We start from the raw sequence: 26,680 nt of genomic DNA, 5'->3' as shown, positions 1-26,680 counted from the left end.
GGCGGCGCCGGCTTCTTGGCCCGGCCCGCCGAAACCCCGTAACGCACCGGTGTGCCTCGACCGCTCTCCGTGCTGTTCACGATCCTGGCGCTCTCCCTGTCCGGCTCGCAGACGGCCGCCGCGGCGCCGGATGCGCCGGCGCGCTCACACGCGCGCCCCACCGCGGAAGCAAAGCCGCGGGACGCCGCTGCCGCCAAGGCGCGCGGGGCGACGAAGCGCGCGCGGCTCGCGAAGGACGACACCAAGGGCCACCGCCCTCGCGCCGGCGACGCGGGCCCGCGATCGTCCGGGCCGGCCAGGGAGAAGGCCGCGCCCCAGGCGCCCGCCTCGTCGGTCGGCCATCCCAACGAAGGGCGCCTCGAGGGCGGCGTGCGGCTCGACACCTCGCGCAAGGACATCCGCGTCGTGCCCGCCTACGCCGGCGCCGACGTCCGCTGGGGGCTACCGGCGCTCGTCGGCATGATCGAGCGCGCGGCGCGCGGCGTGGCCAAGCGCTTCCCGGGCGCCGTGCTCGACGTCGGCGACCTGTCGCGCCAGCGCGGCGGCGAGGTCCACCGCCACAACTCCCACGAGAGCGGCCGCGACGTCGACCTCGGCTTCTACGCGCTCGACGCGCGCGGAAAGCAGGTCCACGCGCCGATCTTCCTCCGGTTCGACGCCCGGCTCGCCTCGACCAACGTGCCCGGGGCGCGCTTCGACCTGCCGCGCAACTGGCTGCTCGTCCAGCACCTGCTCACCGATCCTCGCGCCCGCGTGAGCCACATCTTCATCGCCGATCCGCTCCGGTCCGCGCTGATCGCTCACGCCAAGCGGATCGGCGTCTCCCGCGCGCTGATCGTCCGCGCGCAGCTCGCGATGATGCAGCCCACGGGCGCCGAGTCGCACGACGACCACATGCACGTGCGCATCTCCTGCCCCGCGGCCATGCGCGGCAGCTGCGTCGAGCTCGCGAAGAACGCCCCTTCCCGCGCCCGCGCGCGCATCGCGAGGAAGACGGACAGGGCGCTCCGGACACCGCCGCCGTCCGCGCGCGCCGAGGCCGCGCGCCGGCCGAAGGCCGCCGCGGCGCCCGCGCCGGAGCGGCCGCGCGAGCCCGGCGCCGGCCGGCGCGACCCGGCGCAGCCCTCGCGCCGCGACGACAAGCGACCTGAACGGGAAGCGCGCCGCTCCGCCCCGCACGCCGCTGCGAACGCCGAGGCGCTGCCGCTCGCCGCCACGCGCGCGGCGGCGCAGCAGCCCATGGGCGGCCTCGATCTGTCGTTCCTGCGTCCCGCTGCGTCCGAGGCGGAGATCGAGGCAAATTCGGATGGCGCCGACGCGAGCGGCGCGCTCGACGACAGCGGAGCGCTCAAGATCACGGACTGAGATCCGCCTCGCGCCGTTCACTACAAAGCGGCAAAGAGCCGGTAACGCGACGCATTGCAGGAAGTTCCGCAATCTCCGACCGGGGCGCCGTCGCGCCTGGACCCCGAGAGAAGACCTCGGGCAGACTGGGGCGGAGCAAAGGGGCGTTCATGCCGCAACCGCAAGAGGACTCCCACACCTCGATTCCCACGCTGCCGTCCGCGGCATCGCTCGTCGCCAGCGATCACGAGCGCCGCGCGCTGCTCGCGGCGCTCACGTTCGTCGGCAGGCCTCCCCGGAGCGCGGCGGCGCTTGCGATCTGGTTCGAGAAGCACCTCGTGGCCGCCGGGAGGATGCAGCGACCGGCCTACGTGACCGAGGGCTTCTCCAAGCAGGTGGCGCTCGGCCATCAGGCCCCGGCGGCCCCGGATGCGTCCGAGATCGAGCAGCTCGTCGACGCGGCGCGGTTCCGGGTGCTCGCCTCGCTTCGCGCCTTCATGCCGCCCGCCGCGGACGATCGCTTCCTCGCGGCGGCCATCGACAGCGGGCGCGTCCTGCGCGCCGCGGGCCTCGGGCCGTGGGAGCCGTGCCCGCGCGAGGAAGACCTGCTCAGCGACATCGTCCTCAGCCTCTTCGCCGCGGACATCCTCAACTTCCGCGAGTTCCACGACGCCTATCTCTGCGTCTGCAAGACCTGCTTTCGCATCGACTTCGACCCGAGCCAGTCCGGTCGCACCGGCTGCCCAGAGCACGAGCCGACCGTCACGGTCAACGTGATGCGCCGCAGCCGGCCGTCGCTCTGACGCGTCGCCCTGAGGCTCAGAGGCAGCCGAGGCGGCACTTGGACGCCTGCTCGAGACAGTCCGACAGGCAGCCCTGGTAACGCTGGTACTGCGTGCTCTGCGTGGGCTCTTTACCGCACTGCGTCGCCCTGCACGCCTGGTGTCGTCGCTCGCACGCCCCCACGCACCCGGCGTTGCCGCCGGCGGGCGCAAGGCCGGTCGCGGCCGCCGGACGGGGCCCCGTCCCTGGAGACGCCGGCAGCGCGCCCGGCGCCCGCGCGGCAGGCGGATCGCTCCGCTGCGCCGGCGTCGTCCGGTGCCCCGCCGAGGCGGGCGACGGCCCGCAGCGCTCGAAGGCGCGGCGCATCACGTCCTCCGCCGAGCCGGGCGGGATCTCGCACGCCCGCGCCAGGCTCTCGATCCTGTGGTCGATCGCGGCGGCAGCGCGCGACGCGACCCCGTCCGGCCGCGCCGCTGGCGGTGGGGCGCCCTTCTGCGCGGCGCTCGCGGACGCGGCGCTCCCGCGCGCCGCGTCGTCACCCGGCGCGCTCGACGCCCTGCCGATGAGGAAGGCCACGATGAGGCTTACCGCCACGAGCCCCAGGGCGGCGAGCGCGAGCCGCGAGTCGATGCGGCGCGGTCCGCGCGCCGGCGCGCCGGCGCGCGGAGAGCCGGCCGGGAGCTGCGCCGGCCCCGCGGCGCCGGGCGGCCGCGCATTCGCGGGCTGCGGCGCGGTGACGTTCGGTGTCCGCGGGGTGGGCACGATCGACGGCGGCGCCAGCGTCGCGACCTCCAGGGGAGGTGATGGGGCCACCATCGGCGAGAGGTTCGGCAGCGGCGCCGGCCGGGGAATGTCGGTGTGCGCCGGCTCGCTCGACGCGGCGGACGGCACCGTCGGCGTGTCGGGCCACTCCACGAGCGGCCTCGCCGCGCGGAGGCGCTCGACGAGCGGCCCGAGCTCGCGGCGCTGCTCGAAGCGGCGGACGAGCTCGTACGCCGCTCCCTGGATCCCCCGCTCCCAGGGGATGTCCGGCACACCGAGCTCCTCCGCGAAGCGGCGCAGCTCGACCAGGCTGAAGCAAGCCGTGATGCGCCCGCGGATCTCCGCGGCGCTGCGCGCCGTGCTCCCCGACGTCCCCGTGCCCTCGCCGTCCACGCTCGGCAGCTTACCGCACACGCCACCGAAGCCGAACCTGGTATAGGCTCCGGACATCGTGTCCGGCGCTGCGGCACCCGGGGACGTGGAGGCCAGGAGATGAGCCGAGAGGACAGTGCAATTGGCGCGGCGCCGCCCGCCCTCGCGCCGCTGATCGGGCGCGAGGCGGAGCTGTCCGCCCTGGCCCGCGCGCTCGACGCGGTCGAGCGGGAGCGCTCCACGCGGACCGTGACGCTCGTCGGCCCGCCGGGCATCGGCAAGAGCAGGCTCGTGCGCGAGCTCCTCGAGCGGCGGCGCCAGGGCTCCGCCGCGCTGCGCGTCACCTCGGGCAGCACCGGCGACATGGCGTCCGCGTACGGCGTCTTCACCCGGCTCCTGCGCGCCCGCTTCGGCCTCTCCGACGGCATGGACAAGGACGCGGCCCGCGCCGAGGTCCGCTCGCAGGTCGCGCACGTGATGGGCGACCGCAAGGTCGGCGACGTCATCTACTTCCTCGGCCAGTTCATCGGGCTCGCGTTCGGCGACAGCCCGCTCACCCGCGCGGTGCAGGACGATCCCGCGCAGGCCGACCTCATCCGTCGCGCCGTCCTGAAGGCGTTCCTCGAGGCGGACGCCGTCCACGGCCCCCTGTGCCTCATCTTCGAGGACCTCCACGCGGCCCACGACGACTCCCTCGCGCTCCTGCGCTACCTCATCGAGTACCTCACGGGCCCGGTCCTGATCGTCTGCGCCGCCCGCCCGGAGCTGCTCACCCGCCAGGAAGACTGGGGCAAGGTCGGCGACCGGCGCCACGCGCTCCTCGAGCTCACGCCGCTCGGCGAGGCCGCCGCGGCGGAGATGGCGAGGGCGCTGCTGGCGCCCTGCGCGCCGCGCGGGAGCGACGATGTCGTCATCACCGACGTCGTCGACGATGTTCGGCGCGCCGAGCCGCAGTCCCAGCCGGGCGTGCCGTCGGAGCTCGTCGAGGCGGCCTGCTCCTTCGCGAACGGCAACCCGGCGCTGCTCGAGCAGATGGTCCGCATCTGCCACGAGCAGGGCGTGATCGAGGAGCTCTCGCCCGACTCCGCGGGCGGGCCGCGCTGGCGCGTGCACCTCGGGAAGCTGTCGACGGCGCGCCTGCCGATGACGGTCGAGGACGCCGTGAACGTCCGCCTCGCCGCGCTCGATCACGACGGCCGGCAGCTGCTCGAGCAGGCCGCGACGATCGGCCCGGTGTTCTGGAGCGGCGCGCTGTTCGTCCTCGGCAGGGCCGGCAGTCAGGCCCCCGACCTGTGGGGGGAGGAGCAGAGCGACAAGGATCTCGACCGGATCAACGCCGCGCTGCGCTCGCTGTGCGACCGCGGCTACCTGCGCAAGCAGAGCGAGTCGAGCTTCGCCGGCTCGGACGAGTACGTGTTCGTGCACGCCAAGGAGCGCGAGGCGCTCCAGAAGCGGATGAGCGCCGCGGCCCAGCGGCGGTACCACCACGCGATCGCCGAGTGGCTGGAGCAGCAGGTGGCGGTGCGCGCGAGCGAGGAGCTCCTCGCCGAGCTCGCGACGCACCGCGAGCGCATCGGCGACGCGGTGCGGGCGGGGCTCTCGCTGCTCGACGCCGGGGACGTGGCGCGCGGGCGCTACTCGAACGCGAAGGCGGCGGAGTACTACGCGCGCGGGCTCTCGCTGCTCGGCGACGCGCACGTCGCGCGGCGCATCGACGCGCTCCACGACTACGGCGACGTCCTCCAGCTCGCCGGGCGCATCGACGACGCGCTCGCCGCGTTCCGCGAGATGCTGACGCTCGCCTACCGGCTCGACAACCGGCGCAAGGGCGGGGCGGCGCACAACCGCATCGGGCGGCTCTACCGCGACAGCGGCTCGCTCGACGAGGCCGGCAAGCACCTCACGACCGCGCTCCGCCTCTTCGAGGGCGCGCGGGACGAGCGGGGGATCGCCTCGACGATCGACGACATCGGCAAGCTGCACTGGCTCCGGGGCGAGTACCAGGAGGCGCTGAAATGGCTGCGCGACGCGCTCGCCCGCCGCGAGCGGATGGGGGATCGCCGCTCGATCGCGCTGTCGCTGAACAACCTCGGCCTCGCCCTGCAGGACTCGGGCGAGTTCAAGCAGGCGCTCAACACGTTCGAGCGGTCGCTCGCGATCCGGCGCGAGATCTCGGACCTGCTCGGCGTCGTGATGAGCCTGAACAACCTCGGCATGATCGCGCAGGACCAGCGCGATCACCGCCACGCCCTCGAGCTCTTCGAGGAGGCGCTGGAGGTGGCGCGGCAGGTCGGCGATCGGAACAGGACGGCGCTGATCCTGACGAACATCGGCGGGACGCTCTACCGGAGCGGCGATCCCGACGAGGCGGTGCGCGTGCTGCAGCAGGCCGAGGAGCTCTGCGACGAGCTCGGCGACCGGCTCGGCCTGGCCGAGGCGCGGCGCGCCCTGGGGAAGGCCTACATGCTCCGGGGCGATCTGGAGAAGGCGCGCGACTCGATCAGCCGGGCGGTGGACCTGTTCGCCTCGGTCCGGAGCAAGGTGCACCTCGGCATCGCGCTCCGGACGCTCGGCGAGATCACGGCGGCGGGCGGCTGGGGCAGCGCGCACACGAAGAGCGCGCGCGCCTATTTCGCGCGCTCGGTGAGCATCTTCGAGGAGACGGGGAACGAGCTCGAGCTCGCGCGCACGTTCCAGGCCTACGCGCGGTTCCTGACGACCGATCGCAGCTTCGTGGCGAACATGGCGGCGCGGCGCGAGGCGGTGGCGATGAACGAGAAGGCCGAGGCGATCTTCGCGCGGCTGAAGGTCACGTCGGTGCGCCTGGAGGACGAGCCCACGCTCCCGACGGGCCCGCCGGGCCAGTCGGTCCCCACGAAGTCGTCGGTCAGCGCGAGCCCTGGCCGCTCGCCGGTCCCCGAAGAGCCGTCGTCTTTCCCGAGCCCAGGCAGGGCCTCGACCTCCAGCTGAGGCCGGGCGACCCGGGCGGGCCGGCGTGCTCTGGCGCGGGGGGGCGCCCGTGATACGCATGCCGGGTGAAGGCCCCGCACGAGAAGCGCGTCTCCGAGTCGGTCACGACGATGACCGAGTACGTCCTGCCGACGCACACGAACGCGCTCGGCTCGATCTTCGGCGGCCAGGTGCTCGCGTGGATCGACCTGTGCGCTGCCATCTGCGCGCAGCGGCACACCGGCAGCGCGGTCGTCACCGCGGGCATCGACGACCTCTCGTTCGATCATGGGATCAAGGTCGGTCAGGTCGTCCGTCTGGCCGCGCGGGTGACGGCGACCTTCCGCACGTCGCTCGAGATCCTGGTGTCGGTCGAGGGGGAGGACGCGATGACGGGCGCCATCTGGCCCATGGTCACGGCCTTCGTGACGTTCGTGGCCGTCGACGCGTCGCTCAGGCCGACCTCGGTGCCGCCGATCCTCCTCGAGACGGACGACGATCGCCGCCTCGCTGAGGCCGCGGCGGAGCGGCGCGCGCGGCGGCTCTCACGGCGCGGGGGCGGCCGCGGCGCGTGATCGCCGCGCGCTACTTCTTCTTGATCCGGTCGGGATCCCCGAGGAACTCGAAGTGCATCGTGTCCTCGAGGTCGTCGTGGCCGAGCCAGTCGAAGCCGTAGCGCTCGAACGCCTTGATCCAGCAGCGGGACAGGGCCGTGCGCTCGTAGGCAGAGCGCTTCTTCTCCTGGCACAGCGGGCTCGTGGGCCACGGGTCGACGCAGCCGCAGCACGGATTCCGGTCGGGATCGATGTCGATGGCGATGCCGAAGAGGTGGTTCGAGATCTCGGCGCCGCGGTAGCTGTTCGCCGTGCGGAACCCGCCGACCGCGCGCGGCGTGTAGCGGCGGGACTTGCGGGTGCACGTCGAGCGGATCCGCTTCTCGACGCAGTGGAGCGCGGGCGCGATCTTCTCGTGGACGGAGAGCGGGAGGCCCATGAACTGCACGTTCGTCGCCTGGGAGTGGGCGCTCTCGGCGTTGTGGCGCCGCGTCTCCTCGGTCTCGACGTGGCCGTAGTGCTCGGCGAGGTAGCGGACCGCCTTGGCGTGCTTCTTCGGGTTGAGCATCCCCTTCTGGACGAAGGTGCGCCGCTTCAGGAACTTCTGCGGGCTCTGGACGCGGCACTCGTAGCTCTTCGCCTTCTTTCCCCGGGCCGGCTCCTTGGCCTCCGCGACGGGCCCGCCGCCGAGCCCCGAGGGGCCGGCCGCGAGCAGGGCGATCGCTGCTGCCACGAGCAGGTGCACCCGTGTCCGTCCGTTCGCGTTCACGGCCGGAGGTTAAGCAGGCCGCGTCAGGCGCGGCAAGGACTTGCCGTAAAAGCCTGTCAGGAGAAGCACCGTCAGGGGCACGAGCGCATTCTCGCGGCGGCCGGCGCGGCGCGTCGCTCGCGATCGCACGGTCGGTGTCGGCTCATGGGGTGAGCTGCGGCGAGCTCATGGGGTGAGCTGCGGCGAGCTCATGCGGTGAGCTCTCGCGAGCTCATGGAGAGCCCCAGGGCGAGCAGATCTCCACGAGGACGCCGTTCAGGTCGCGCACGTAGGAGACGCGCTGGCCCCAGGGCTTGTCGTGGGGTTCCGACACGGGGGCCGCGCCGGCCTTCACGGCGCGCGCGAACGCCGCGTCGACGTCCTCGCTGGTGACGATGATCTCGAACCCGGCGGGGCGCTCGCCCGGCCTGTTCTTCGCGAGCTCCGGGAGGCCCTTCTGGGCGAAGTCCTCCTGCACGAACCCGAGGGGCACCCTGCCCTTCAGCTCGCAGTAGTCGTTGTCGCTGGAGACGAAGCCGCGCTCGAAGCCGAACGCGCGCTCGTAGAACGCCGCGGCTTCCACCGCGTCGGGCACATAGACGATCACGCCACCCAGTCCTGTGTTCATGAGGTCCTCCTCGGGGGGTCCTGCCCCACGCGCCGGCATCCTAGGGCGGCGCTGCTGACAGCGTCCGGTCAGCAGCCTCGCTCGATGGACGGCGCGAGCGAGGCGCGGAGCTCTCGCGCATGAACCCCCCTTACCACGTTTCGATCGATGGCAGAGCACGACGCCTGGTCGAACCAGAGGCTCCCCACGCTCGGCGCCGAAGTGCGGCTTCTGCGCGGCGAGGTGCGGCTTCTGCGCGGCGAAGTGCGGCTTCTGCACGCGCGCCACGTCCAGGTCGAGCGCGTGGCGAGCGCGCAGGCCCACCTCGTCGCCCACCAAATTCATCGTGGGCAGGCGTACGCGGTGCTCGCGTGAAACCGCCGCCGCTCGACGGTCCTTCAGGGCCGAGGAGCGTCCAAGGCGCGAGCAAGGCTCCGCCAGCTCGGCGCTCCCGGTGCGTCAACTCGAGCCTCACGGCGCGTCTTGGGGCGTAGTGACGCGAACTTCAAGGCACATCGAGGCGAGCCTCGAGGCAACTTGACGCGGGCCTCACGGCGCGTTGACGCGGTGTTCCTTCGACTTGGGACGCTGGCGGGTGTGTGCCGCCGCAGACGCGTGGGCCGGCCTGAGCGGAGATGAACGCCGTCCCGGTCATCTCCGCGCGGTTGCACCGCTGAACCAGCGTTTCATCCATGCAAGGGAAATCTGGCATGAACCCCTTGTTCACGCGGTGACTCGTTCATTGAGCGGTCGGCATGGCCGTTGCTAGGTGGATCGCGTGCCCTTCGCTGCGGTGGTTGCCGCAAGCGGCCTTTGTGTTGAGTCTTTTTTTTGCGGCGAGCTCCCTATGAAAGAGGTCCGCAGCGACCAGCGCCGGCAAGCGAACGAGACGCCGATCCCCAAGAGCGGTGTCATGCGCGCCGTGCCCCGAAGCGTCGCGCCGCCGAGCGCACCGTCCACAGACGGGCTGCTTGTCGGGCCGAACGGAGCTTCGTTCGAGGTGCGTCCTTCCGATCCGCTCCTCGGCAACATCGACATCGACGCCGTGGTGGCGGGGGTCCCCGAGTCCTACGCGATGAAGGGGATGTTCTTCAACGCGCTGGCCGCGACGCTCGGGGAGCGTTTCGCGCAGGTGGTGTCGACGTTGTCGAGCCCGCCGAGGGGTGGGCTCTACCTGCCGTTCTCGGACTATCCGACGCGCGATTTCTTGCGCCTCTACGACGCGGCTGCGCGGCTCTCGCACCCGAACCGGAGCTCGCGGGAGGGCTACCGTCGCCTCGCGCGGCAGCAGGTCGGGGCCTTCAGGGAAAGCGCGCTCGGCCGGATCACGATGCACCTGGCGACCGATCCGGGCGCCGCGCTGATGCGCTACACGGGCAGCCTGGGCGCGCTCGTGAAGGGGCCGCTGGCCAGGGCGCGGCAGCTGGGGCCGTCGGAGGTGCAGATCGACATCAGCTGCCACCGCGGTACGCTGGAGTACCCGCTGGGGAACTTCGAGGCGCTCGTCATGGGGTATGGCGCCAAGCCGACCATCTCGGTCGAGGTGCGAGGGGCGGAGACGCTTCAGTTCCTGGTTAGCTGGTAGCCCACGAGAGGCCCGCGCCGGCGGGAGGGTCCACGCGGCGGGGGCGGGTGGGCGCTCGGCCATCCGCCAAGACGGGGGCCGAGGCGCTTGCGCTGAGAACACCACCCGGCATGTCTCCCTTCGGGCCATGCCTGCTGGGACGTTATGTTGCGCGCCACACAAGGCGCGCCTGAGACGTGGAGCCCGCTGCGACCTTATGGCACCTCGGTCGGTGCTCGCCGCGCCCACCCGCCCCCGCCGCGTGGACCCTCCCGCCGGCGCTACGGTGGTGGGGGGAGGGGGATCCGATGGTGGAGCGGTCCCGACGTCGATGCGCGTCTTCAGGTAAGGCCGGTGCATCAGGACGGGCAATTCAAAAACTATCGAATCGCGACGAGTGGAGTCGGCTTGCGGCCGTCTCAACGAAATCGGCGACCATAAAGGTCATCGTTTCAACACGAGTTGATCGAGAATCGCTGTTGATGGATCGAGGTCGCCTCCCGAGAAGGTGAATGCTCGGCTGGATGAATGCGGCATTCGCGCTGGACAGGAGAAATGTCGAGTTATTACGAACGCGAGCGTCAAGCGAGCATGGGGCACTGTCGGCAGTGGTGGAGGCGCCTTGGAATTGGCGGATCCTCCACAAGAACCGCAGCTCTCCAGAGGTACACAGGTGCAACATTCCTCTGGGACTACAGTCTCGCCACGGCCTCGCCTGCGTCGGTCCGAGCAGCCTTGCGCTCGCGCCCTCGCTTTGCGAGCGTCGGAGCCGGGCCGCAGAGCCCGTCCCGAGGACCACGCCAATGACGACCCATGAGATGGTGCTCTTCGTTTACGACAACCTCATGAAGGGCGAGGAGCAGCACGAATGGCTCGCGACAGCCCGCCCGCTCGGAGAGGCGACAACGACCCCCGAGTACGCGCTCGTCGATCTGGGGACGACCGGCGCTCTCGTGCAAGGCGGGCTCGTCGCCGTGACCGGCGAGCTCTACGCCATCGCGCCGGCCGCGCTCGCCGCGCTCGACGTCCACCGGGGACACCCGATCTTGCACCGGCGAGCCAACATCCGCCTCGCCGGCGGGCGGGAAGCCCAGGCATACCTCCTCTCGATGGAGCAGGCGGCCGGGTGCCGGCGCGTCCGCGAGGGCGACTGGCGGAAGCGCCGCGGCGCGCCCGGCGCCGTGCGGGCCCGGGACAACAGCCCGCTCGTGAGCTGGGCGAAGCGCCGCTTCGACCCGCCCCCCCGATGAGAGCCACACAGGCGAGCCTCCGCCCGCTCGACCGCTCCGTTTGACCGGTACGTAACCCTTCCGCTCGAGCGGCACCTCCCTCAGCAGGTGCTAGTCCAAGGCTTCGAGGGACGCGTGACGACGATCTCGGCGAACGACCAGCCCTCCGCCGCGAACGGAGAGCTCGCTCCCGCGGCCCAGCTGGCGGAGGCGGTCGTCGAGGCGTGCGCCGCGCTCGCCGGGAAGCTCGACCGGCAGCAGATCCACAACACCATCGTCCAGCAGGCGGTCCGGCTGCTCGGCGCCGACATCGCGCTCCTCCACGGGGCGCGCTGGCCGACCGAGCGGGCGCTCCATGTCCGCCTGCTCGCCTCTTCCGGCCTGCCCGGCGCGCTCGCCGGCGCGCTCGACGATCTCACGAGCACCCCGTCCCTCGTCCTGCTCGCCGCAGAGAGCTGCCGCATCGAGCACACCGCGGCGGACGCGGCGGTCATCGAGCGCCTCTCCGACGTCCGCGCCATCGACGCCTGCCTGAGGCCCTGCTGGGTGCTGGCCGCCCCCCTGCTCGGCGCTGCGCGGCCGCTGGGCGTCCTCACGTGCGCCTTCGGCGAACGCAGCCCGGCCCCGCACGAGCTCATCCCGCGCGTCCAGGCGCTCGGCGCCCTCTTCGCCCTCGCGCTCGGGTCCGTCGAGCGCGAGGGCGACAAGCGAACCGAGCTCCACCCTCGCGGATCCGACGACGCCGGCAGCGCGAGCTCGCCGGCGCAGCACCGCGCCGAGGGCCTCCTCCTGGACGCCCAGACCGCGCGCCGGGAGGCAGAGGACCGGCTCGCGGCGGAGCAGCAGTGGCTGCGCAGCATCATCGAGGACTTCCCCGTTGCCATCGCCGTCTTCGATGAGCGCGGACGGCACTCGCTCGTCGCTAGCCGCCGCTGCGAGCAACTCTGCGCCGGCCCTCACCCCCTCACGGCGTTCGGGGCCGCCCAGCACGCGCGCCTGTGCGAGCCGACAGGACGGCCGCTCTCGCACCACGAGATGCCCCTCGTCCGCGCGGCGCGCGGCGAGGGGACGATCTGCGCCGAGCTGTATCTCCAGCGGGCCGACGGGAGCAACATCCCCGTCGTGGTGAGCGCAGGCCCCATCCGGGACGACCAGGGGGCGATCCTCGGGGCCATCGCCAGCTACGAAGACGTCACCCATTTCATGGAGCGCGAGCGGCTCCGCGAGGAATGGCTCTCCATCGTGGCGCACGATCTCAAGCAGCCGCTCACCGCGATCGCCGCGTGCGCGGGCATGCTGTCGCGCCGATCCGAAGACGACAGAATCCAGGCGTGGAGCGGGAAGATCCTTGCCAGCGTCCAGCGGCTCGAGCGGATGACCGAGGACCTGCTCGACGCCTCCAAGCTCGAGGCGCGGCGCTTCTCCCTCGATCGGCGGCCGACCGATCTGCGCGCCCTCCTCCACGCCGCCGTCGAGCTCGCAGCTGCGGAGCGGCCAGAGCACGCCGTCGTGCTCACCGCCGACGACGACGTGCCGCCCGTCCACGCGGACGCGGCGCGCATGGACCAGGTGCTCGGAAACCTCCTTCTCAACGCCGCCAAGTACGGCGACCCCGACGCGCCGATCCGCGTGACGCTCTCTCTCCGCGACGCCGAGCTCGAGATCGCCATCGAGAACCGCGGGCCCGGGATCTCGCCGGACGAGCTGCCGAGGCTGTTCCAGCGCTTCCAGCGGCTCTCGTCGGATCCATCCAGGAGCCGCCCGCCCGGCACGGGCCTCGGGCTCTACATCTGCAAGGGCATCGTCGAGGCGCACGGAGGCAGGATCTGGGCGCAGAGCGAGCCGGACGAGACGACGTCCTTCCACTTCACGCTCCCGCTCTCGCGCGGCGGCTGACCCCGCGGGCTGCGTCGCGGCGAAGGCGCGAGGACAGCCGTGATGACGTCGCCGCTCAGCCGTTCTTGATGCGCGCCACGATGGCGTCGGTGAGCGTCTTCGTGTCCGCCTTGCCACCGAGATCTCGGGTGCGGACCCCGTCCAGGTTCAGCGCCCCGTCGATGCCGGCGCGCAGGCGGACGGCGAGCTCCCGGTGGCCCACGTGGTCGAGCATCATCGCGGCGGCGAGCATGAGCGCGATCGGGTTCGCCACGCCCTTGCCGGCGATGTCCGGCGCCGAGCCGTGCACCGCCTCGAAGATCGCGGCGTGCTGGCCGATGTTCGCCCCCGGCGCCATGCCGAGGCCGCCGATGAGGCCCGCGATCTCGTCCGAGAGGATGTCCCCGAAGAGGTTCGTCGTGACGATGACGTCGAACTGCCACGGGTTCAGCACGAGCTGCATCGCGCACGCGTCCACGATCCGCTCGTCGGTCGCCACGCGGCCCTCGTAGCCCTTGCTCACCTCGCGCGACGTCTCCAGGAAGATGCCCGTGAGCGCCTTCATGATGTTCGCCTTGTGGACGATGGTGACCTTCTTGCGGCCGTTCTTCTCGGCGTAGTCGTAGGCGAACTCGGCGATGCGGCGCGAGCCGACCCGGGTGTTCACGCCCGAGCCGATCGCCACCGCGTGCTCGTCGCTGCCGATCGGGATGTAGTGCTCGAAGCCGACGTAGAGGCCCTCGAGGTTCTCCCGCACGAGCACGATGTCGATGTTCTCGAAGCGGCCGCCCGGGATCAGCGTCCGCGCGGGGCGCACGTTGGCGAAGAGCTTGAACTCCTGCCGCAGGCGCACGTTGGACGAGCGGTACCCGCCGCCGATCGGCGTCTCGAGCGGCCCCTTGAGCGCGAGCTGCGTGCGGTGGATGCTGTCGAGCGTGGCCCGCGGCAGCGGGTCGCCCGCGTCCTTGACGCCGGCCATGCCGGCCACGCACGTCTCCCATTCAAAAGGCGCGCCGAGCGCGTCGAGGGCGCGCAGCGTCGCGTCCACGATCTCGGGGCCGATGCCGTCGCCGGGGATGAGGGTCGCAGGGTGCTTCTGTGAGGTCACGGGCTGTCTCTCGATCTCGGGGTGAATCGTCGCGTCGACGAGGAAAGGCGCACGCATAGCCGAGGTGCGTGCCGCGATCCACCTCGCCGGGAGCGGCGCCGCGCGCCGCCCGCCCGCAAGTCCCTTGAGGATCCCCGCCCCCGCCGCCATCATGACCCGGGTCCCATGATTTGCCCGCGCTGCCACCGCGCGTACACCGATCGCTCGTACGGCTTCTGCCCCGACGACGGCGCGCGCCTCGTCCAGTCGCTGTCGGCCGCGCCGCCGCCGGCGCAGCCGACGCGGCAGTTCGGCGCCATCCTCGAGGATCGCTATGTGATCCAGGGCTTCATCGGCGCCGGCGGCATGTCGCGCGTGTACCTCGCGGCGGACAGCCGCACGAAGGAGCAGGTCGCGATCAAGATCCTGAACCGCAGCTTCGCCGCCGATCGGGCCCAGCGCGAGCGGTTCCTCCGCGAGCTCGAGGCGGCGGCCGAGCTCGGGCACCCCAACATCATCCGGGTCCTCGACGCGGGCGAGCGCAAGGACGGGTCCCCGTTCATCGTGCTCGAGCTGCTCACCGGCGAGTCGCTCGGCGTCCTGCTCCGCCGCGAGGTGGCCGTGAGCGAGGCCGTCGCGCTCCCGCTGATACGGCAGGCGGCGTCGGCGCTCGCCTCGGCGCACGCGGCCGGCGTCATCCACCGCGACGTGAAGCCGGACAACCTGTTCCTCGTCCGCTCCCAGGGCGGCCCGCGCGTGCTCAAGATGATGGATTTCGGCTTCGCGAAGCTGAAGACGGGCCCCACCACCGCCGCCGGTCTCGTGCTGGGCACGGTCCCCTACATGGCTCCGGAGCAGGCCCTCGCCGATCCCATCGACGGCCGCACCGACATCTATGCCCTCGGCGTCACCATGTTCCGCATGCTCGCCGGCCAGCTGCCGTTCTCCTCGCCAGACGACGTGGTGGTCGTCGCCCAGCACGCCTGCACCCCGGCCCCCCGGCTCAGCTCGATCCGGCCCGGCATCGATCGGCGGATCGAGGCGCTGGTCGCCACCGCGCTCCGCAAGGCCCCCGGGAACCGCTATGACTCGATGCAATCGCTCCTGGAGGACGTCGAGCGCATCCTCGGCGTCCGCCCCGGCGAGCCGATCGGCGCCCCGCTCAGGACGACCCCGGACGCCTACGAGCCGGTGAACCGCGCTGCCCGGGAGGCGCTCAAGTTCCTGCGGCGCCAGCTGCCCTGAGCCGGCAGGCAGCCTTGAGCCGGCAGGCAGCCTTGAGCCAGCAGGCAGCCTTGAGCCAGCAGGCAGCCGCTCGCCCGGCGCGGCGGCTCGGCTCGCCGGCCCGTGGAGCTGCGCTGGTCACCGCGCGCCGAGATCCTCGATACGGTAGCCGTCCGGGTACGTGCGGTTCCTCAGCTGAGTGAGCAGGCGCGGCGAGCGTCGGCGCGGCATGGCCCGCAAGAGCGGGCCGCGCGCGCGGAGGGCCGCCTGCACGAGGTTGCGCAGCCCGGGCGGAGGCCGCGGCAGCCCGACGGCGTCGAGCATGCGATCATCGATCATCGCATGGAGGACCGGCGCCCCGAGCGGCCGCAGCGCTCTCGGCAGCGCCCAGCCCAGCACGAGGTCCCGCGTCGCGATGGCGAGCTTCCGGTTGTCCTCCGAGAACCGCAGGTGCTCCGCCTCGTAATCGAGGTTGAACCGCTCGAACGCCTCGTAGCTCGGCGGGATATCCTTGATGTTCATCAGCGTCCCGACCTGCTTCCAGTAATGGTAGGCCGCGAGCTTCTCCTTCTCGAGCAGCGCGCGCCAGGCGAAGCGCTCGTTCCAGCGGATGGGCTCGAAGATGAACGTCGACAGCGTGTACAGGTACTCGTCGTTCGGGATGGCGTAACGCCCGTGCTGCCGGTTCATGCGCCGCAGCGCCGCCCGGCCGCGCTCGCTGTCGTATCCGTTCTCCAGCATCTCGGAGAGGATGAGGACGGTGTCGTCGTAGCGCTTCTGGGTGCGCTGGAGGAACTCCCCTGTCTGCACCAGGAGAGGTGTGCCCTTGGCGATCCCGAAGACACGGAACAGCGCGAGCTCGAGGGCGTGCTGCGTGTCCCACGGGAAATCATAGCACGTCGAGAGAAATGCGATCTCCTGATGATCCTTGACCGGATCCAGGTTTGCTTCGATATGGTCGCGGATCGCATAGCGCGATCGCGATTCGGGAGGGGCCCAGCGCATGGAAGATCTCCTGATGTGTATCCGCCCGATGACGCGTCCATTTCTATCATGCATCGCGCATCCTGGCGGAAACATCGCTGAACAGATGAAGACGTCCATCGTGGCGAGCGTGGCGACACGAGGTGAGGTGCGGTCTACCGTGGCGCGCCGTGATGAGGAGGTGTGATGCGGCGGCGGGCCCGCGCCGGGCGAGCCGGCTGGCCAGGCTCCGCGCGGAGAGGGCCGGGGAGCGCGGCGCCGGGGCGCTCGATCAGCTCGGTCTCGCGCTCGGCTCTCGGGGCCGCTTTCGCCCGCGCGGGCGCGTGCGCGGCCTGCGCGAAGGTGGCACGCTAGCGCCGTGCCGCCTGTCATCGACGACATGATCCAGGAGCTCCTTACACGCCATCGGTCGACCGGTCGGGTGGACCTCAACGACATCGCCGAAGTCGTCGACCGCCGGGCGGTCTCGTACGAGGAGGTCGAGTACATCATCGACCGGCTCGAGTCCGAGGGCCTCCGGGTCGCCGAGCCGCTCGATCGGGGCGATGTCGAGGTGCTCCGCGCCGTCGTCGCGAGCGCGAGGCGGCTCGCGGCCGAGCTCGGGCGCACACCCACGATCGGCGAGATCGCGCTGACCTCGGGCCACGCCCCGCACACGGTGCGCCGGGCGCTGGAACAAGCGGGGCGTGCCAAGGCTTGTTGAAGAGGAGGAGCGCTGGCCGCGCAGGACGCAGCGCGGCAAACCACGGTGACGCGCAGGCACGACGAGGTGCGCGAGAGGTGGCAAGCTGCGGCAGGCTGGCGCAAGACGCGGCAACCCACGCAGAAGCGGAACGACGCCAAACAAAACGAGAGCGCTGCGCCGTTGAGTGCAGACCAGAGCTCTACATCAGTGTTACGATGCAGATGGAGGGGTGCTCTGTAGCCGTAGTCGATTGTTTCATCTACGCATCAGGGAAGGAAGGCTGGACCCGATGAACATCACGATCACGTTCCGCCATATGGTGGGTACCGACGCCGTGAAGAATTACGCTCATGAGAAGGTGGCCAAGCTCCAGAAGTTCCTTAGGCAGGCGATGACGGCGCAGGTCACCCTCTCCGTCGAGGGTCTGACGCACGTCGCCGACGTTCGCCTCTCCTCCGGCAGTCTAGCCTTCCATGCGACCGAGCGGGGTGAGGACATGTACGCGTCGATCGACATGGTCCACGACAAGCTCGAGCGGCAGATCCGGGATGGGAAGGGTCACACCATCGCGCGGAAGCGCGGCGGCACGAGCGCCGGCGAGTACGCCGTCGAGGTGGAGCGCGAGGCGGTGGCCGCGACGGGACGCACCCGATCGTGAAGCCGCCGCGCGCGTCGCCGAGGCGCGACGCGCGAACCGGAGCGAGGGCCGCCGCGCCCGCCGGCGCGGCGCGGCGCGCTCCCATCCTGTGAGCCGCCGCTCGCGGGCGAGGCGGCGCGCTCCCTCCGCGTGAGTCGCCGCGGCGAGCGCGGCGGGCGCGGCGGCGACGCGCGCTCGTCTCCATCAGCTCACCCCTGCGCATGCCCGACCTGCCGGGGGGCCTGCCTGGAGCGGCGCGGCGGTCGCCCAGCGATCGCGGCGCGAAGAACGCGAAGAACGCTCCCTCCGGGGCCGCTCGCCGCGATAGCGTCCTTGAGTCGCGCACCCGAAGTCCCCAGGGTACGATGGCCACATCGGCTCGCTTGGCCCTGGCCGAGCGCCGCGCCGACCGTGCCACGTGCGCCGTTCCTGAGCCCTCTCACCTCGCCCGAGCGCCGAAATCAGCATGCAAGTCCGCGACATCTTGACCGCGCACCAGGTATCCGTCGCCAGCGAGCAGGAGGGGGTCGTCCGCTCCAAGACGGACGCGCTCCGCCGGCTCGCCGCCCTGCTCGCGGCAGGACAGCCGGGGGTCAAGGCCGATGACATCGAGCGGGTGCTCGGCGAGCGCGAGCGCCTGCAGTCCACCGGCGTCGGGAGCGGCGTGGCCATCCCCCACGGCGCGATGGAGGGCGTCGACCGGCTGATCGGCGCGGTCCTGATCTGCCCGAAGCCGATCGACTTCGACGCGATCGACGGGGCGCCGGTGTCCATCCTCGTCGCCGTGATCGGGCCGAAGCGCGCCACGGGCGAGCACCTCAAGACGCTGGCGCGCATCTCCCGCCTGCTGCGGGACGAGACGTTCAGGCGGCGGCTGCTCGGCGCCTCGACCGGGCGCGCGGCGTTCGAGCTCATCGCCGCCGAGGAAGGGAGGTCGGTGTCATGAGCGGCACGAGCAGCGGCGGACAGGAAGGGGAAGGGGGCGGCCGGATGCCCCCCTCGATCCGCGGTGGCCGGGCGGACCGCCCCGCCATCGCGGTGCGGAGCCTGATGGCCGACGAGGGGCTCGGCATCGACCTCACGCTCATCGCCGGCGCCGCGGGCCTCGACCGGCCCATCATGAACACCCGCATCCAGAAGTCCGGGCTCGCGCTCGTCGGCCACTTCCACGGCATCGTCCCGACGCGGGTGCAGATCCTCGGGCAGACCGAGCTCTCGTTCCTCCACAAGCTCTCCCGCGAGGACCGGCTCCTGTCGCTGCGCGGCTTCTTCGAGCTCGGCCTGTGCTGCGTCATCCTCACGCAGGGCGACCAGCCGTTCGAGGCGAACGGCTCCGGCATCGGGTTCGTCCCTGTGCCGGAGCTCGCGCAGTGCGCCGAGGAGACAGGGACGCCGCTCCTCGTCTCGGCGGTGCGCTCGAGCGCCACGATCACCGCGCTGCACGCGCTGCTCGACGATCGCCTGGCGCCGCGCCTGCGGCTGCACGGCGTGCTCGTCGACGTCTTCGGCGTGGGCCTCCTTCTCATGGGGTCGAGCGCGATCGGCAAGAGCGAGTGCGCGCTCGATCTCGTAATGCGCGGCCACCGGCTCGTGGCCGACGACGCCGTGGAGTGCGATTACCGCCCTCCCGGCATGGTCTTCGGCGCCCCGGCGGAGCTCCTCCGGTATCACCTCGAGGTGCGTGGCCTCGGCATCCTCAACGTGAAGGACCTCTTCGGCGTCACGTCGATCCGCGAGCGCAAGCGGATCGACGTCGTGGTGAAGCTCGTCGAGTGGTCGAAGGACACCGAGTACGATCGGCTCGGGCTGGACGAGCGGTACCACACCATCCTCGGCGTGAAGATCCGGGAGCTCGTCATCCCGGTGCGCCCGGGCCGCGACATGGCGTCGATCCTCGAGGTCGCCGCCCGCAACGAGCTCCTGAAGAACGCCGGGTTCCACGCGGCCCGCGAGTTCTTCGGCAACGTCGAGGGCGAGCTGCTCCGCGAGCGCTCGCCGGAGGAGTCGTCGATCCCGCCGCCGGCGAGGCTCGCAGAGGAAGGCGCCTCGCGGAGCGCCCCGCCGCCCGGCCCGCCGCGGCCGCCGCCGCCGCCCGGCCGCGGCGTGGACGCGCCGAACCCCCCGAGCAGCGCCTTCCGGCCGCCCGTGGATCGGGGCAGGCCGCCCCCCGATCGCCCGAGCTCCGGGTTCAGCCCCACGGAGTCGTCCGTGAGCCTGCCGCGGCCGAGGAGGCGAGGGTGAGCAACGGAGGCGATCAGCAGCAGCACGGCCTGCACGGGCCCGACGGCGCGCCGGGGCGCGTCGTCGTCGTCACGGGCCTCTCCGGCGCGGGCAAGTCGACGGCGCTCCACGCCCTGGAGGACCTCGGCTTCTTCTGCGTGGACAACCTGCCCACGTCGCTCGTGCAGCCGGCGGTCGAGGCGTGCGAGGCGGGCGGGATCACCCGGATCGGGCTCGGCATCGACGTCCGGGTGGGCTCCTTCCTGGCGGGCGCCACGGCGGCGCTCGACTCGATCCGGACCGGACGGGACGTGGTGATCCTCTTCCTCGACGCCTCGGACGAGACGCTGCTCCGGCGCTTCAGCGAGACGCGGCGCCCGCACCCGCTGACGACCGGCGGCAGCGGCGCCATCGCGATGCTCGACGGCGTCCTCCTGGAGCGCGAGCGGCTCGCGTCGCTGCGGGCCAGGGCGACCATCGAGCTCGACACGACCCGGCTGTCGACGCACGACCTGCGCCGCGTCGTCATCGAGCGGCTGCGCCCCGCGAAGGTCGAGGTGCCCCGGATGTCCACCCGGTTCGTCTCGTTCGGTTACAAGTACGGCATCCCGCTCGACGCCGATCTGCTCTTCGACGTCCGCTTCCTCGACAACCCGTATTTCGTCCACGGCCTCCGCGAGCTCACGGGGAACGACGAGCCGGTGCGGGAGTACATCCTGAAGAACCCGGATGCCCTCGAGTTCATCTGCAGGACAGAGCAGCTCCTCTCGTTCTGCATGCCGCGCTACGCCAGCGAAGGAAAGAGCTACCTCACCGTCGGCATCGGATGCACCGGCGGCCGGCACCGCTCCGTCGTGCTCACCAACGCGCTCAGCGACAGCCTGCGGCGGAAGACGGGGCTGCCCATCACGGTCGTGCACCGGGACGTCGCCCGGGTGAGCACGAGTGGTGTACCCTCGGGGGTGGGAGAGGGCATGGCCGGGGCGCCCGGCGTGGATCTCCGGCTGGCGCAGCCGGGAGCGGCCCCGTCGGAGCCTCGCCCGGCGTCGGACACGAGCGTGACGGGGGGCGAGCGGTGACGACCGAGGCGGTAACGAGACGATTCACCATCATCAATGTGCGCGGGCTCCACGCGCGCGCCGCGACGAAGCTCGTGCAGCTCGCGGGGCGTTACGACTGCGAGATCTCGCTGACCGGGCCGGACGGGCAGTCGGCCAACGCGAAGAGCGTGATGGGCGTGCTCCTGCTCTGCGGGTCGATGGGCACCCAGATCGAGGTGAGCGCGACGGGCGATCAGGCGGCCGACGCCGTCTCCGCCATCGGCGAGCTGATCGCCGGGCGCTTCGGAGAGCACGAGTGACGCGCGGCCCGAGCGCGCTCTCGTCGGACGCCCCGGACGAGCATCCCGCCCCGGCGGACGCCGTCCGGAGCGGCTCGGCGGCGTCCGGCGCCCGGGTCGACTCGATGCCGCCCGGCGTCCGGACGGAGACGCTGCGGGGCATCGCCGGGTCCCCCGGGGTCGCCATCGGCGCGGCCGTCGTGATGGGCGGGCACCGGACGAACCACCCGCGCCGCCGCGTCGGCTCCAGCGAGATCGCGGCGGAGCTCGAGCGCTTCGAGGCCGCGGTCGAGCGCGCTCAGGACGAGCTGCGCGACATGGCGAAGCGCATCGGCGATCACCGCGCCGAGGCGTCGATCCTCGAAGCCTACCTGCTGATGCTCGGCGACGAGGCGCTCGCCGACGCCGTGAAGCGCCAGGTCACCGAGGAGCGCCGCTGCGCCGAGTGGGCGGTGGCGACCGCGTGCGAGGCGATCGCCGGCCGCTTCGCCGCGCTCGACGACCCGTACCTGCGCGAGCGCAGCCACGACGTCCTGTTTGTCGGCGAGCGCCTCGTGCGCGCGTTCAGCCTCCCGCCCCAGGAGCCGCCGTCCTCGCGCGACACCTCGCCGCTCTCCACGCGCAGCCTGATCGAGCTGCAGAACTCGATCGCCATGCCGGCGACGTTCGGCGCGGCGCTCCCGCGCTTCTCCGGGCCGACGATCCTCATCGCGCACGACCTGTCGCCGGCCGACACCGCGGCGATGGTCGACGAGCCGGTCGTCGGCTTCGTCACCGAGGTCGGCACCCGCACGAGCCACACCTCCATCATGGCGCGCGCGCTGGAGATCCCGGCCGTGGTCGGCGTCAGCGACGTCCTGCAGCGCGTGATCACGGGCGACCTCGTGGTGATCGACGGGCTGCGCGGCACGGTCGTCGTTCGCCCCGGCCCGGCCGAGCTCGCGGACGCGCGCGCCCGCGCCGAGCGCTACGTCGCGCTCGGCAAGGAGCTCTCGGAGTCCAGGCACCGGGCCGCCCAGTCGAAGGACGGCGTCAAGGTGTCGCTCCGGGCGAACGTCGAGCTCCCGGCCGAGGCGATCCTCGCGCGCGACCAGGGCGCCGACGGCATCGGCCTCTACCGGACCGAGTTCCTCTACATCGACCGCACGTCCCCGCCCTCGGAGGACCAGCAGTTCGAGATCTTCCGCGCCGTCGTCGAGGCGCTCCGCCCGAAGCCGGTCACGCTGCGCACGTTCGACATCGGCGGCGACAAGTTCGTCTCCACGTTCCAGGTGCCGCCCGAGATGAACCCGATGCTCGGCCTCCGCGCGGTCCGGCTCGCGCTCTCTCGCCCCGACGTCTTCCTCGAGCACCTCCGCGCCATGGTGCGCGCCTCCGCCTACGGCGACGTGAGGATCATGATCCCCATGGTCGCGGGCCTCGGCGAGCTCCGGCAGGTGCGCGCGCTGCTGCGCCGCGCGCAGGAGCAGGTGCGCGCCCGCGGCCAGGCGTGCGCCGACGAGATCCCGCTCGGCGTGATGATCGAGGTGCCCTCGGCGGCGATCATGGTCGACCATTTCGCGCGCGAGGCCGCGTTCCTGAGCCTCGGGACGAACGATCTGATCCAGTACGCGCTCGCGGTCGACCGGACCAGCCGCTCGCTCGCCTACCTGGCCTCGCCGTTCGATCCGTCGATCCTGCGGCTGATCACGAAGGTGATCCAGGCAGGCCAGGATTTCGGCAGGCCGGTCTCCCTCTGCGGCGCGATGGCGAGCGATCCGCTCGCCGCCCTGCTGCTGCTCGGCCTCGGCCTCCGCGACTTCTCGATGGAGGCGGCGGCGATCCCGGAGATCAAGGAGACGCTCCGGCGCGTGACGGTCGCCGAGGCCGAGGCGGTCGCGGCGGAGGCGCTCGCCTGCGCGACGGCGGAGGAGGTCGAGTGCTGCGTCGCCGCCTCGTTCGCGCCGGACCTCTACGACCTGCTCACGGGAGAGCGCGCCACGCGGTGAGCGGCGCGCTGGGTGCGGTGGGGCCGACGCCTGCGGCGCCGGTCGCGTCCGGGGTGGCGCGCGCGCTGGCCGCCTGCGCGGTGGCGCTCGGCCTGTGCGCGGCGGGCTGCGAGGAGGAGGCGCCGCCGACGCGGCTCGTCGGGCAGGTGCACCTGACGCTGCTCCACACGTCGGACATCCACTCGCGGCTCTTCCCGTACAACCTGCAGCTCGGCCAGGTGGACGCGGGGCTCGGCCTCGGCGCGGCGGCCTCGATCGCGAACGTCGGCGGCGCCGCGCGCATGTCCCATCTCCTCGGGCGCGAGCGTGCCCGGTCGTCGCGCGCGCTTCACCTCGACGGCGGCGACTGCTTCCAGGGGGCGCCGATCTTCAATTTCTACTCGGGAGAGGCGGAGATCCGCGCCCTCGGCGCCATGGGCGTCGACGCCATGATCGTCGCCAACCACGAGTTCGACCGCGGCGCGCTGAACCTCGGTATCCAGCTCCAGCAGAACGCCGGCTTCCCCATCCTCGCGGCGAACTACCAGCTCGAGGACCCCGCGCAGCCCGGCGCCTCTCCGCTCGGCGCCATCCTGCAGCCGTTCACGGTCTTCGACCTCGATGGCCTCAAGGTCGGCGTCGTCGGGATGGGCAACCTCTCCAGCCTGACGTCGATCTTCGAGGCGCCGAACCGGCTCGGCGTCACCCCGCTGAACACGACCGAGGTCGCCCAGTTCTACGTCGACCTGCTCCGCCCCACGGTGGACGTCATCGTCTTCGTCACCCACCTCGGCCTCGACGGCGACGAGCGGATGATCGAGACCACGACGGGCATCGACGTCGTGCTCGGCGGGCACAACCACATCGTCCTCCAGCCGCCGAAGCGCGTCCGCGACTGCTCGCGGTACTACGACGAGCAGGAGCAGCGCCACTACATCCTCCTGAACGACGAGCGCTCGCCCGGGGAGGGCGCGAAGCGCCGGCGCTACTGCGCGCCGCGCGACGTGCTGCTCGCGCACTCCGGCGCGTTCGCGAAGTTCGTCGGGCGGCTCGACCTCGTGCTGTCCAGGGACGCCTCCGAGCTCGGGGGCGGCTACGACCCGCTGAACGGCTTCGAGGTGCTCTCGGACCGGTACGAGCTCTTCCCGGTGACCGAGGGCGTGCCCGCCGATCCGATCGTCGCCTCGGCGCTCGAGCCGTACGCGCAGGGGCTCGACGCGCTCGCGAACCTCGATCTCCTGGTCGGCTACGCGCCGGGCGGCTCCCGCCGCGCCTCGGCGAGCGGCGGCGACTCGCCGCTGGGCAACCTCATCGCCGGGGCGATGTGGCTGCGCCTCGGCATCCAGGCCGATTTCGCGCTCACGAACACGACGGGCATCCGCGCCGACCTCGTGCCCGGCCCGGTGACGATCGAGCAGATGTTCAACGTCTTCCCCTTCGACAACTCGATCTCGAAGATGCAGCTCTCCGGCCTCGAGGTGCAGGAGCTCTTCGACTTCGTGGCGCGCCGATCGAGCGGCCGCGGGTGCGCCTCGCAGGCGCAGATCGCGGGCGCGCGGGTCGTCATCGACTGCGCCGCGCGCTCGGCCGACGGCGCCGCGTCCGGCGTCGCGACCCACGTGTACATCGGCGCGCGCCAGCCGGCGATCGCGTGCCCGAACGGCGACGCCGACTGTCCGGGCGGCGAGGAGGGCAGCTGCGACGTCGAGGCGAGGCGCTGCTGGCAGCCGCTCGATCCGATCGCGACCTACGAGCTGGCGACGTCGAGCTACCTCGCCCAGGGCGGCAGCGGGTTCCGCGTGCTCCAGCGCAACACGACGCAGCTCGACACCCAGGTGCAGCAGCGCGACGCGCTGATCGACGCCATCCGCGCGGGCAGCCCGTGCGGCGCGGACGAGCGCGGCGAGCTCGCGTCGTGCGCGCGGGACGCCGATTGCGCGGGCGTGGGCGAGGGCTTCGTCTGCGCGTGCCCCGAGTCGGTGGTCGAGGGGCGGGCGTGCAAGACCGGCGAGGCGCCGTGCTCCCGGGGCGCGTGTGTGCTCGCGCGCTGCCGCGATGACGTCGCCGCCTACCAGCGCGACGTCTGCGCCGAGGCGCCGACCGACTGGGTGCGGGAGCAGTGCGAGAGCGCGCTCGCCCCGTGCAGCGCCGCGGGCGAGCAGTGCAAGTACCTGGCGTGTGTCGACCGGCGGCTCGGCAACTTCTCCGACGGCCGCTTGCGGATGGTGGGCCAGTGACGCCGCGGGCGAGGCGCCGAGGGGCGCTCGCGGCCGCCGCGCTCGCCGGGTGCGGCAGCGACGGCGGGCCGCCCCCGGGCGTCTCGAGCTTCTGGGTCCAGGTCGTGCAGGTGAACGGGGAAGCGCCCCCCTCCCCGGAGGCGCCGCTGCCGGCCAACCGCGGCGACGCGGTGGACGCCTGGTCGTTCAGGATCGAGGCGCGCGACGCTGCCGGCCGCCGGACGCCCTTCGACGGCATGGTCAGGCTGAGCGTCGATCCCGGGGCGGTGCTCGATGTCGAGGCGGACGACGAGGGCGTCGCGGTCGGCCGCAACATCCGCCTGCGGGACGGCGTCGCCGAGGGGATCGCCCACGTGACGGCCGTCCACGGGCCCGTCCGGCTGTGGGTCGAGGACCTCGGCTACCGGCCCGCGTCCCGGGGCGACCGCCCCGCGTGCGCCAACGGCGTCAACGACGATGCGCCGGGCGACGTGCTCGTCGATTTCCCCGCCGATCCCGGGTGCGCCTTCGCGGACGACGACACCGAGGAGGGCGGCTCCTTCAGCGCCGGCGTCTCGAAGCCGGTCGCCTACGCCTTGCCGCGCATCGCCGACGTGCAGGGCGGTGGCTCGGCAACACCCTACCCATCCGAAGCGATGCGGATCGACACCGCGGCGCCCCAGCAGGTCGTCGTCACGCGTGTCTCGAGCGACGGCTTCTACGTCACCGATCTGGCCGGCCAGGCCAGCGGCTTCAACCACCTCTTCGCGTACAATTTCAACACACCTGCCAGCCTGCGTGTCTGCGATCGGCTCGAGTACCTCGCGGGCACCGTCGACGAGTTCTTCGGCTTCACCCAGCTCTCGTTCCCTTCGTACGAGATCGCGCGCGCGCTGGGAGGAGCGGAGTGCCTGGTCCCGGAGCCGACGGTGCTCGACGGTCCGACGATCGCCGGCGCGTTGGCCATGGAGCGCCTCGAGAGCGGGCTCGTGCGCGTCGAGGGGTTCCACATCGGCGAGCGCTTCGGTCCGAGGCCCGCGAGGGACAACGTCTTCGCCGCGGAGCAGTCGAACTGCGATCTGAACGGCGACGGGCAGGTTGATTTCGAGAGCCAGGCCGAGCGGAGCTGCGCGAACGCGTGCTCGGACGACCCCGAGTGCAGCGAGTGGACGAGCTACTCCGCGCGCGGCAATTACAAGATCACGGACGGGTCGAGCAGGATCCAGATCCAGACGGGCGCGGTGAGCGCCTTCGATCCGCCGTCGCACCGGGGCGAGGTGATCGACGCGGTGACTGGCACGCTCCGGAATTTCTCGGGCGGCTCGCTGAACTGGACGATCGAAGCCCGCTGTCCGGACGACCTCGTCTGCGGGGCGCCCGGCTGCGCGCCTGCCACGAAGCCCTCGAAGGAGGCCTGCGTCCGGACGCGCAGCCTCGACGACGACGACGCGGAGACCGACTAGCCACCTCCTCGCCTTCGCCGCGGCCGCGCCGCGCCCGCCGGTTCACCCAGGCCCAGGAAAGCCACCGCCCG

At 72.1% G+C, this 26,680-nt stretch carries 23 protein-coding genes; 18 read left to right on the top strand and 5 right to left on the bottom strand.

Annotation, left to right across the window (positions count from 1 at the left end; all coding sequences use genetic code 11):
• Positions 1-51 precede the first annotated feature (51 nt).
• Both WME95_RS32115 and WME95_RS32110 read left to right on the top strand, forming a co-directional pair.
• Positions 52-1,365, top strand: a complete 1,314-nt coding sequence (locus WME95_RS32115) for a penicillin-insensitive murein endopeptidase (RefSeq protein ID WP_437903169.1) — start codon at positions 52-54, stop codon at positions 1,363-1,365.
• 149 nt (positions 1,366-1,514) lie between these two features.
• A complete protein-coding gene (locus WME95_RS32110; protein WP_437903168.1) occupies positions 1,515-2,147 on the top strand; it encodes a hypothetical protein in 633 nt (210 codons plus the stop codon).
• Between the two features lie 16 nt (positions 2,148-2,163).
• Here WME95_RS32110 and WME95_RS32105 read toward each other — a convergent pair whose 3' ends face one another.
• Positions 2,164-3,339 carry a hypothetical protein gene (locus WME95_RS32105; RefSeq protein WP_437903167.1) on the bottom strand — a complete coding sequence of 392 codons (1,176 nt, stop codon included), beginning with the start codon at positions 3,337-3,339 and terminating at the stop codon, positions 2,164-2,166.
• Between the two features lie 42 nt (positions 3,340-3,381).
• Between WME95_RS32105 and WME95_RS32100 the strand changes: the two genes are divergently transcribed.
• Positions 3,382-6,231, top strand: a complete 2,850-nt coding sequence (locus WME95_RS32100) for an ATP-binding protein (protein ID WP_437903166.1) — start codon at positions 3,382-3,384, stop codon at positions 6,229-6,231.
• Positions 6,232-6,296: 65 nt separating this feature from the next.
• Positions 6,297-6,785 (top strand): acyl-CoA thioesterase, encoded by a 489-nt coding sequence (locus WME95_RS32095; protein WP_012238407.1) that lies wholly within the window; start codon positions 6,297-6,299, stop codon positions 6,783-6,785.
• Positions 6,786-6,795: 10 nt separating this feature from the next.
• Here WME95_RS32095 and WME95_RS32090 read toward each other — a convergent pair whose 3' ends face one another.
• On the bottom strand, positions 6,796-7,533 hold the full coding sequence (locus tag WME95_RS32090; RefSeq protein ID WP_437903165.1) for a M15 family metallopeptidase: 738 nt from the start codon (positions 7,531-7,533) through the stop codon (positions 6,796-6,798).
• A 211-nt stretch (positions 7,534-7,744) separates the two neighbouring features.
• Complete coding sequence (locus WME95_RS32085) at positions 7,745-8,140, bottom strand: VOC family protein (RefSeq protein WP_437903163.1); 396 nt, start codon at positions 8,138-8,140, stop codon at positions 7,745-7,747.
• A gap of 147 nt (positions 8,141-8,287) precedes the next feature.
• Between WME95_RS32085 and WME95_RS32080 the strand changes: the two genes are divergently transcribed.
• From WME95_RS32080 to WME95_RS32065, 4 genes are all read left to right on the top strand, one after another.
• Positions 8,288-8,494, top strand: a complete 207-nt coding sequence (locus tag WME95_RS32080; protein ID WP_437903162.1) for a hypothetical protein — start codon at positions 8,288-8,290, stop codon at positions 8,492-8,494.
• Between the two features lie 625 nt (positions 8,495-9,119).
• Positions 9,120-9,704, top strand: coding sequence for a DUF2378 family protein (locus WME95_RS32075; protein WP_437903160.1), 585 nt, complete (start codon positions 9,120-9,122; stop codon positions 9,702-9,704).
• A gap of 782 nt (positions 9,705-10,486) precedes the next feature.
• Complete coding sequence (locus WME95_RS32070) at positions 10,487-10,933, top strand: gamma-glutamylcyclotransferase family protein (RefSeq protein WP_437903159.1); 447 nt, start codon at positions 10,487-10,489, stop codon at positions 10,931-10,933.
• Positions 10,934-11,047: 114 nt separating this feature from the next.
• The gene (locus tag WME95_RS32065) at positions 11,048-12,808 is read left to right on the top strand and encodes an ATP-binding protein (RefSeq protein WP_437903157.1); all 1,761 of its coding nucleotides are present in this window, start codon (positions 11,048-11,050) and stop codon (positions 12,806-12,808) included.
• 55 nt (positions 12,809-12,863) lie between these two features.
• Here WME95_RS32065 and WME95_RS32060 read toward each other — a convergent pair whose 3' ends face one another.
• Entirely contained in the window at positions 12,864-13,895 is a 1,032-nt protein-coding gene (locus tag WME95_RS32060; protein WP_437903155.1) for an isocitrate/isopropylmalate dehydrogenase family protein, read from the bottom strand.
• Between the two features lie 165 nt (positions 13,896-14,060).
• Here WME95_RS32060 and WME95_RS32055 point away from each other — a divergent pair, with 165 nt between their 5' ends.
• Positions 14,061-15,119, top strand: coding sequence for a serine/threonine-protein kinase (locus WME95_RS32055; protein WP_437542659.1), 1,059 nt, complete (start codon positions 14,061-14,063; stop codon positions 15,117-15,119).
• 117 nt (positions 15,120-15,236) lie between these two features.
• Here the strand turns inward: WME95_RS32055 and WME95_RS32050 are convergent, their stop codons facing one another.
• A complete protein-coding gene (locus WME95_RS32050; protein ID WP_437903153.1) occupies positions 15,237-16,103 on the bottom strand; it encodes an oxygenase MpaB family protein in 867 nt (288 codons plus the stop codon).
• Positions 16,104-16,440: 337 nt separating this feature from the next.
• Between WME95_RS32050 and WME95_RS32045 the strand changes: the two genes are divergently transcribed.
• The 9 genes from WME95_RS32045 to WME95_RS32005 all read left to right on the top strand — a co-directional run bounded on the left by WME95_RS32045 (position 16,441) and on the right by WME95_RS32005 (position 26,609).
• The gene (locus WME95_RS32045; protein WP_437542657.1) at positions 16,441-16,785 is read left to right on the top strand and encodes a sigma-70 domain-containing protein; all 345 of its coding nucleotides are present in this window, start codon (positions 16,441-16,443) and stop codon (positions 16,783-16,785) included.
• A 271-nt stretch (positions 16,786-17,056) separates the two neighbouring features.
• Complete coding sequence (gene hpf / locus WME95_RS32040) at positions 17,057-17,425, top strand: ribosome hibernation-promoting factor, HPF/YfiA family (RefSeq protein ID WP_012238397.1); 369 nt, start codon at positions 17,057-17,059, stop codon at positions 17,423-17,425.
• A gap of 445 nt (positions 17,426-17,870) precedes the next feature.
• Positions 17,871-18,350, top strand: a complete 480-nt coding sequence (locus tag WME95_RS32035; protein WP_437903152.1) for a PTS sugar transporter subunit IIA — start codon at positions 17,871-17,873, stop codon at positions 18,348-18,350.
• The gene (gene hprK / locus WME95_RS32030) at positions 18,347-19,645 is read left to right on the top strand and encodes an HPr(Ser) kinase/phosphatase (RefSeq protein WP_437903150.1); all 1,299 of its coding nucleotides are present in this window, start codon (positions 18,347-18,349) and stop codon (positions 19,643-19,645) included. The genes WME95_RS32035 and hprK overlap by 4 nt, the downstream gene beginning before the upstream one ends.
• The gene (gene rapZ, locus WME95_RS32025) at positions 19,642-20,703 is read left to right on the top strand and encodes an RNase adapter RapZ (RefSeq protein WP_437542654.1); all 1,062 of its coding nucleotides are present in this window, start codon (positions 19,642-19,644) and stop codon (positions 20,701-20,703) included. The genes hprK and rapZ overlap by 4 nt, the downstream gene beginning before the upstream one ends.
• Positions 20,700-20,984 carry an HPr family phosphocarrier protein gene (locus WME95_RS32020; RefSeq protein WP_437542653.1) on the top strand — a complete coding sequence of 95 codons (285 nt, stop codon included), beginning with the start codon at positions 20,700-20,702 and terminating at the stop codon, positions 20,982-20,984. Before rapZ ends, WME95_RS32020 begins: the two co-directional genes overlap by 4 nt.
• On the top strand, positions 20,981-22,951 hold the full coding sequence (gene ptsP / locus WME95_RS32015) for a phosphoenolpyruvate--protein phosphotransferase (protein ID WP_437903149.1): 1,971 nt from the start codon (positions 20,981-20,983) through the stop codon (positions 22,949-22,951). Before WME95_RS32020 ends, ptsP begins: the two co-directional genes overlap by 4 nt.
• Entirely contained in the window at positions 22,948-25,167 is a 2,220-nt protein-coding gene (locus WME95_RS32010) for a bifunctional metallophosphatase/5'-nucleotidase (protein WP_437903148.1), read from the top strand. Before ptsP ends, WME95_RS32010 begins: the two co-directional genes overlap by 4 nt.
• Positions 25,164-26,609 carry a hypothetical protein gene (locus tag WME95_RS32005; RefSeq protein ID WP_437903147.1) on the top strand — a complete coding sequence of 482 codons (1,446 nt, stop codon included), beginning with the start codon at positions 25,164-25,166 and terminating at the stop codon, positions 26,607-26,609. The genes WME95_RS32010 and WME95_RS32005 overlap by 4 nt, the downstream gene beginning before the upstream one ends.
• Positions 26,610-26,680: the final 71 nt, after the last annotated feature.

Source organism: Sorangium sp. So ce327, assembly GCF_051530205.1.
GTDB lineage: Bacteria > Myxococcota_A > Polyangia > Polyangiales > Polyangiaceae > Sorangium > Sorangium cellulosum_B.
The sequence above is the reverse complement of the archived record's forward strand: the minus strand, read 5'-3'. Positions and strand labels throughout refer to the sequence as shown.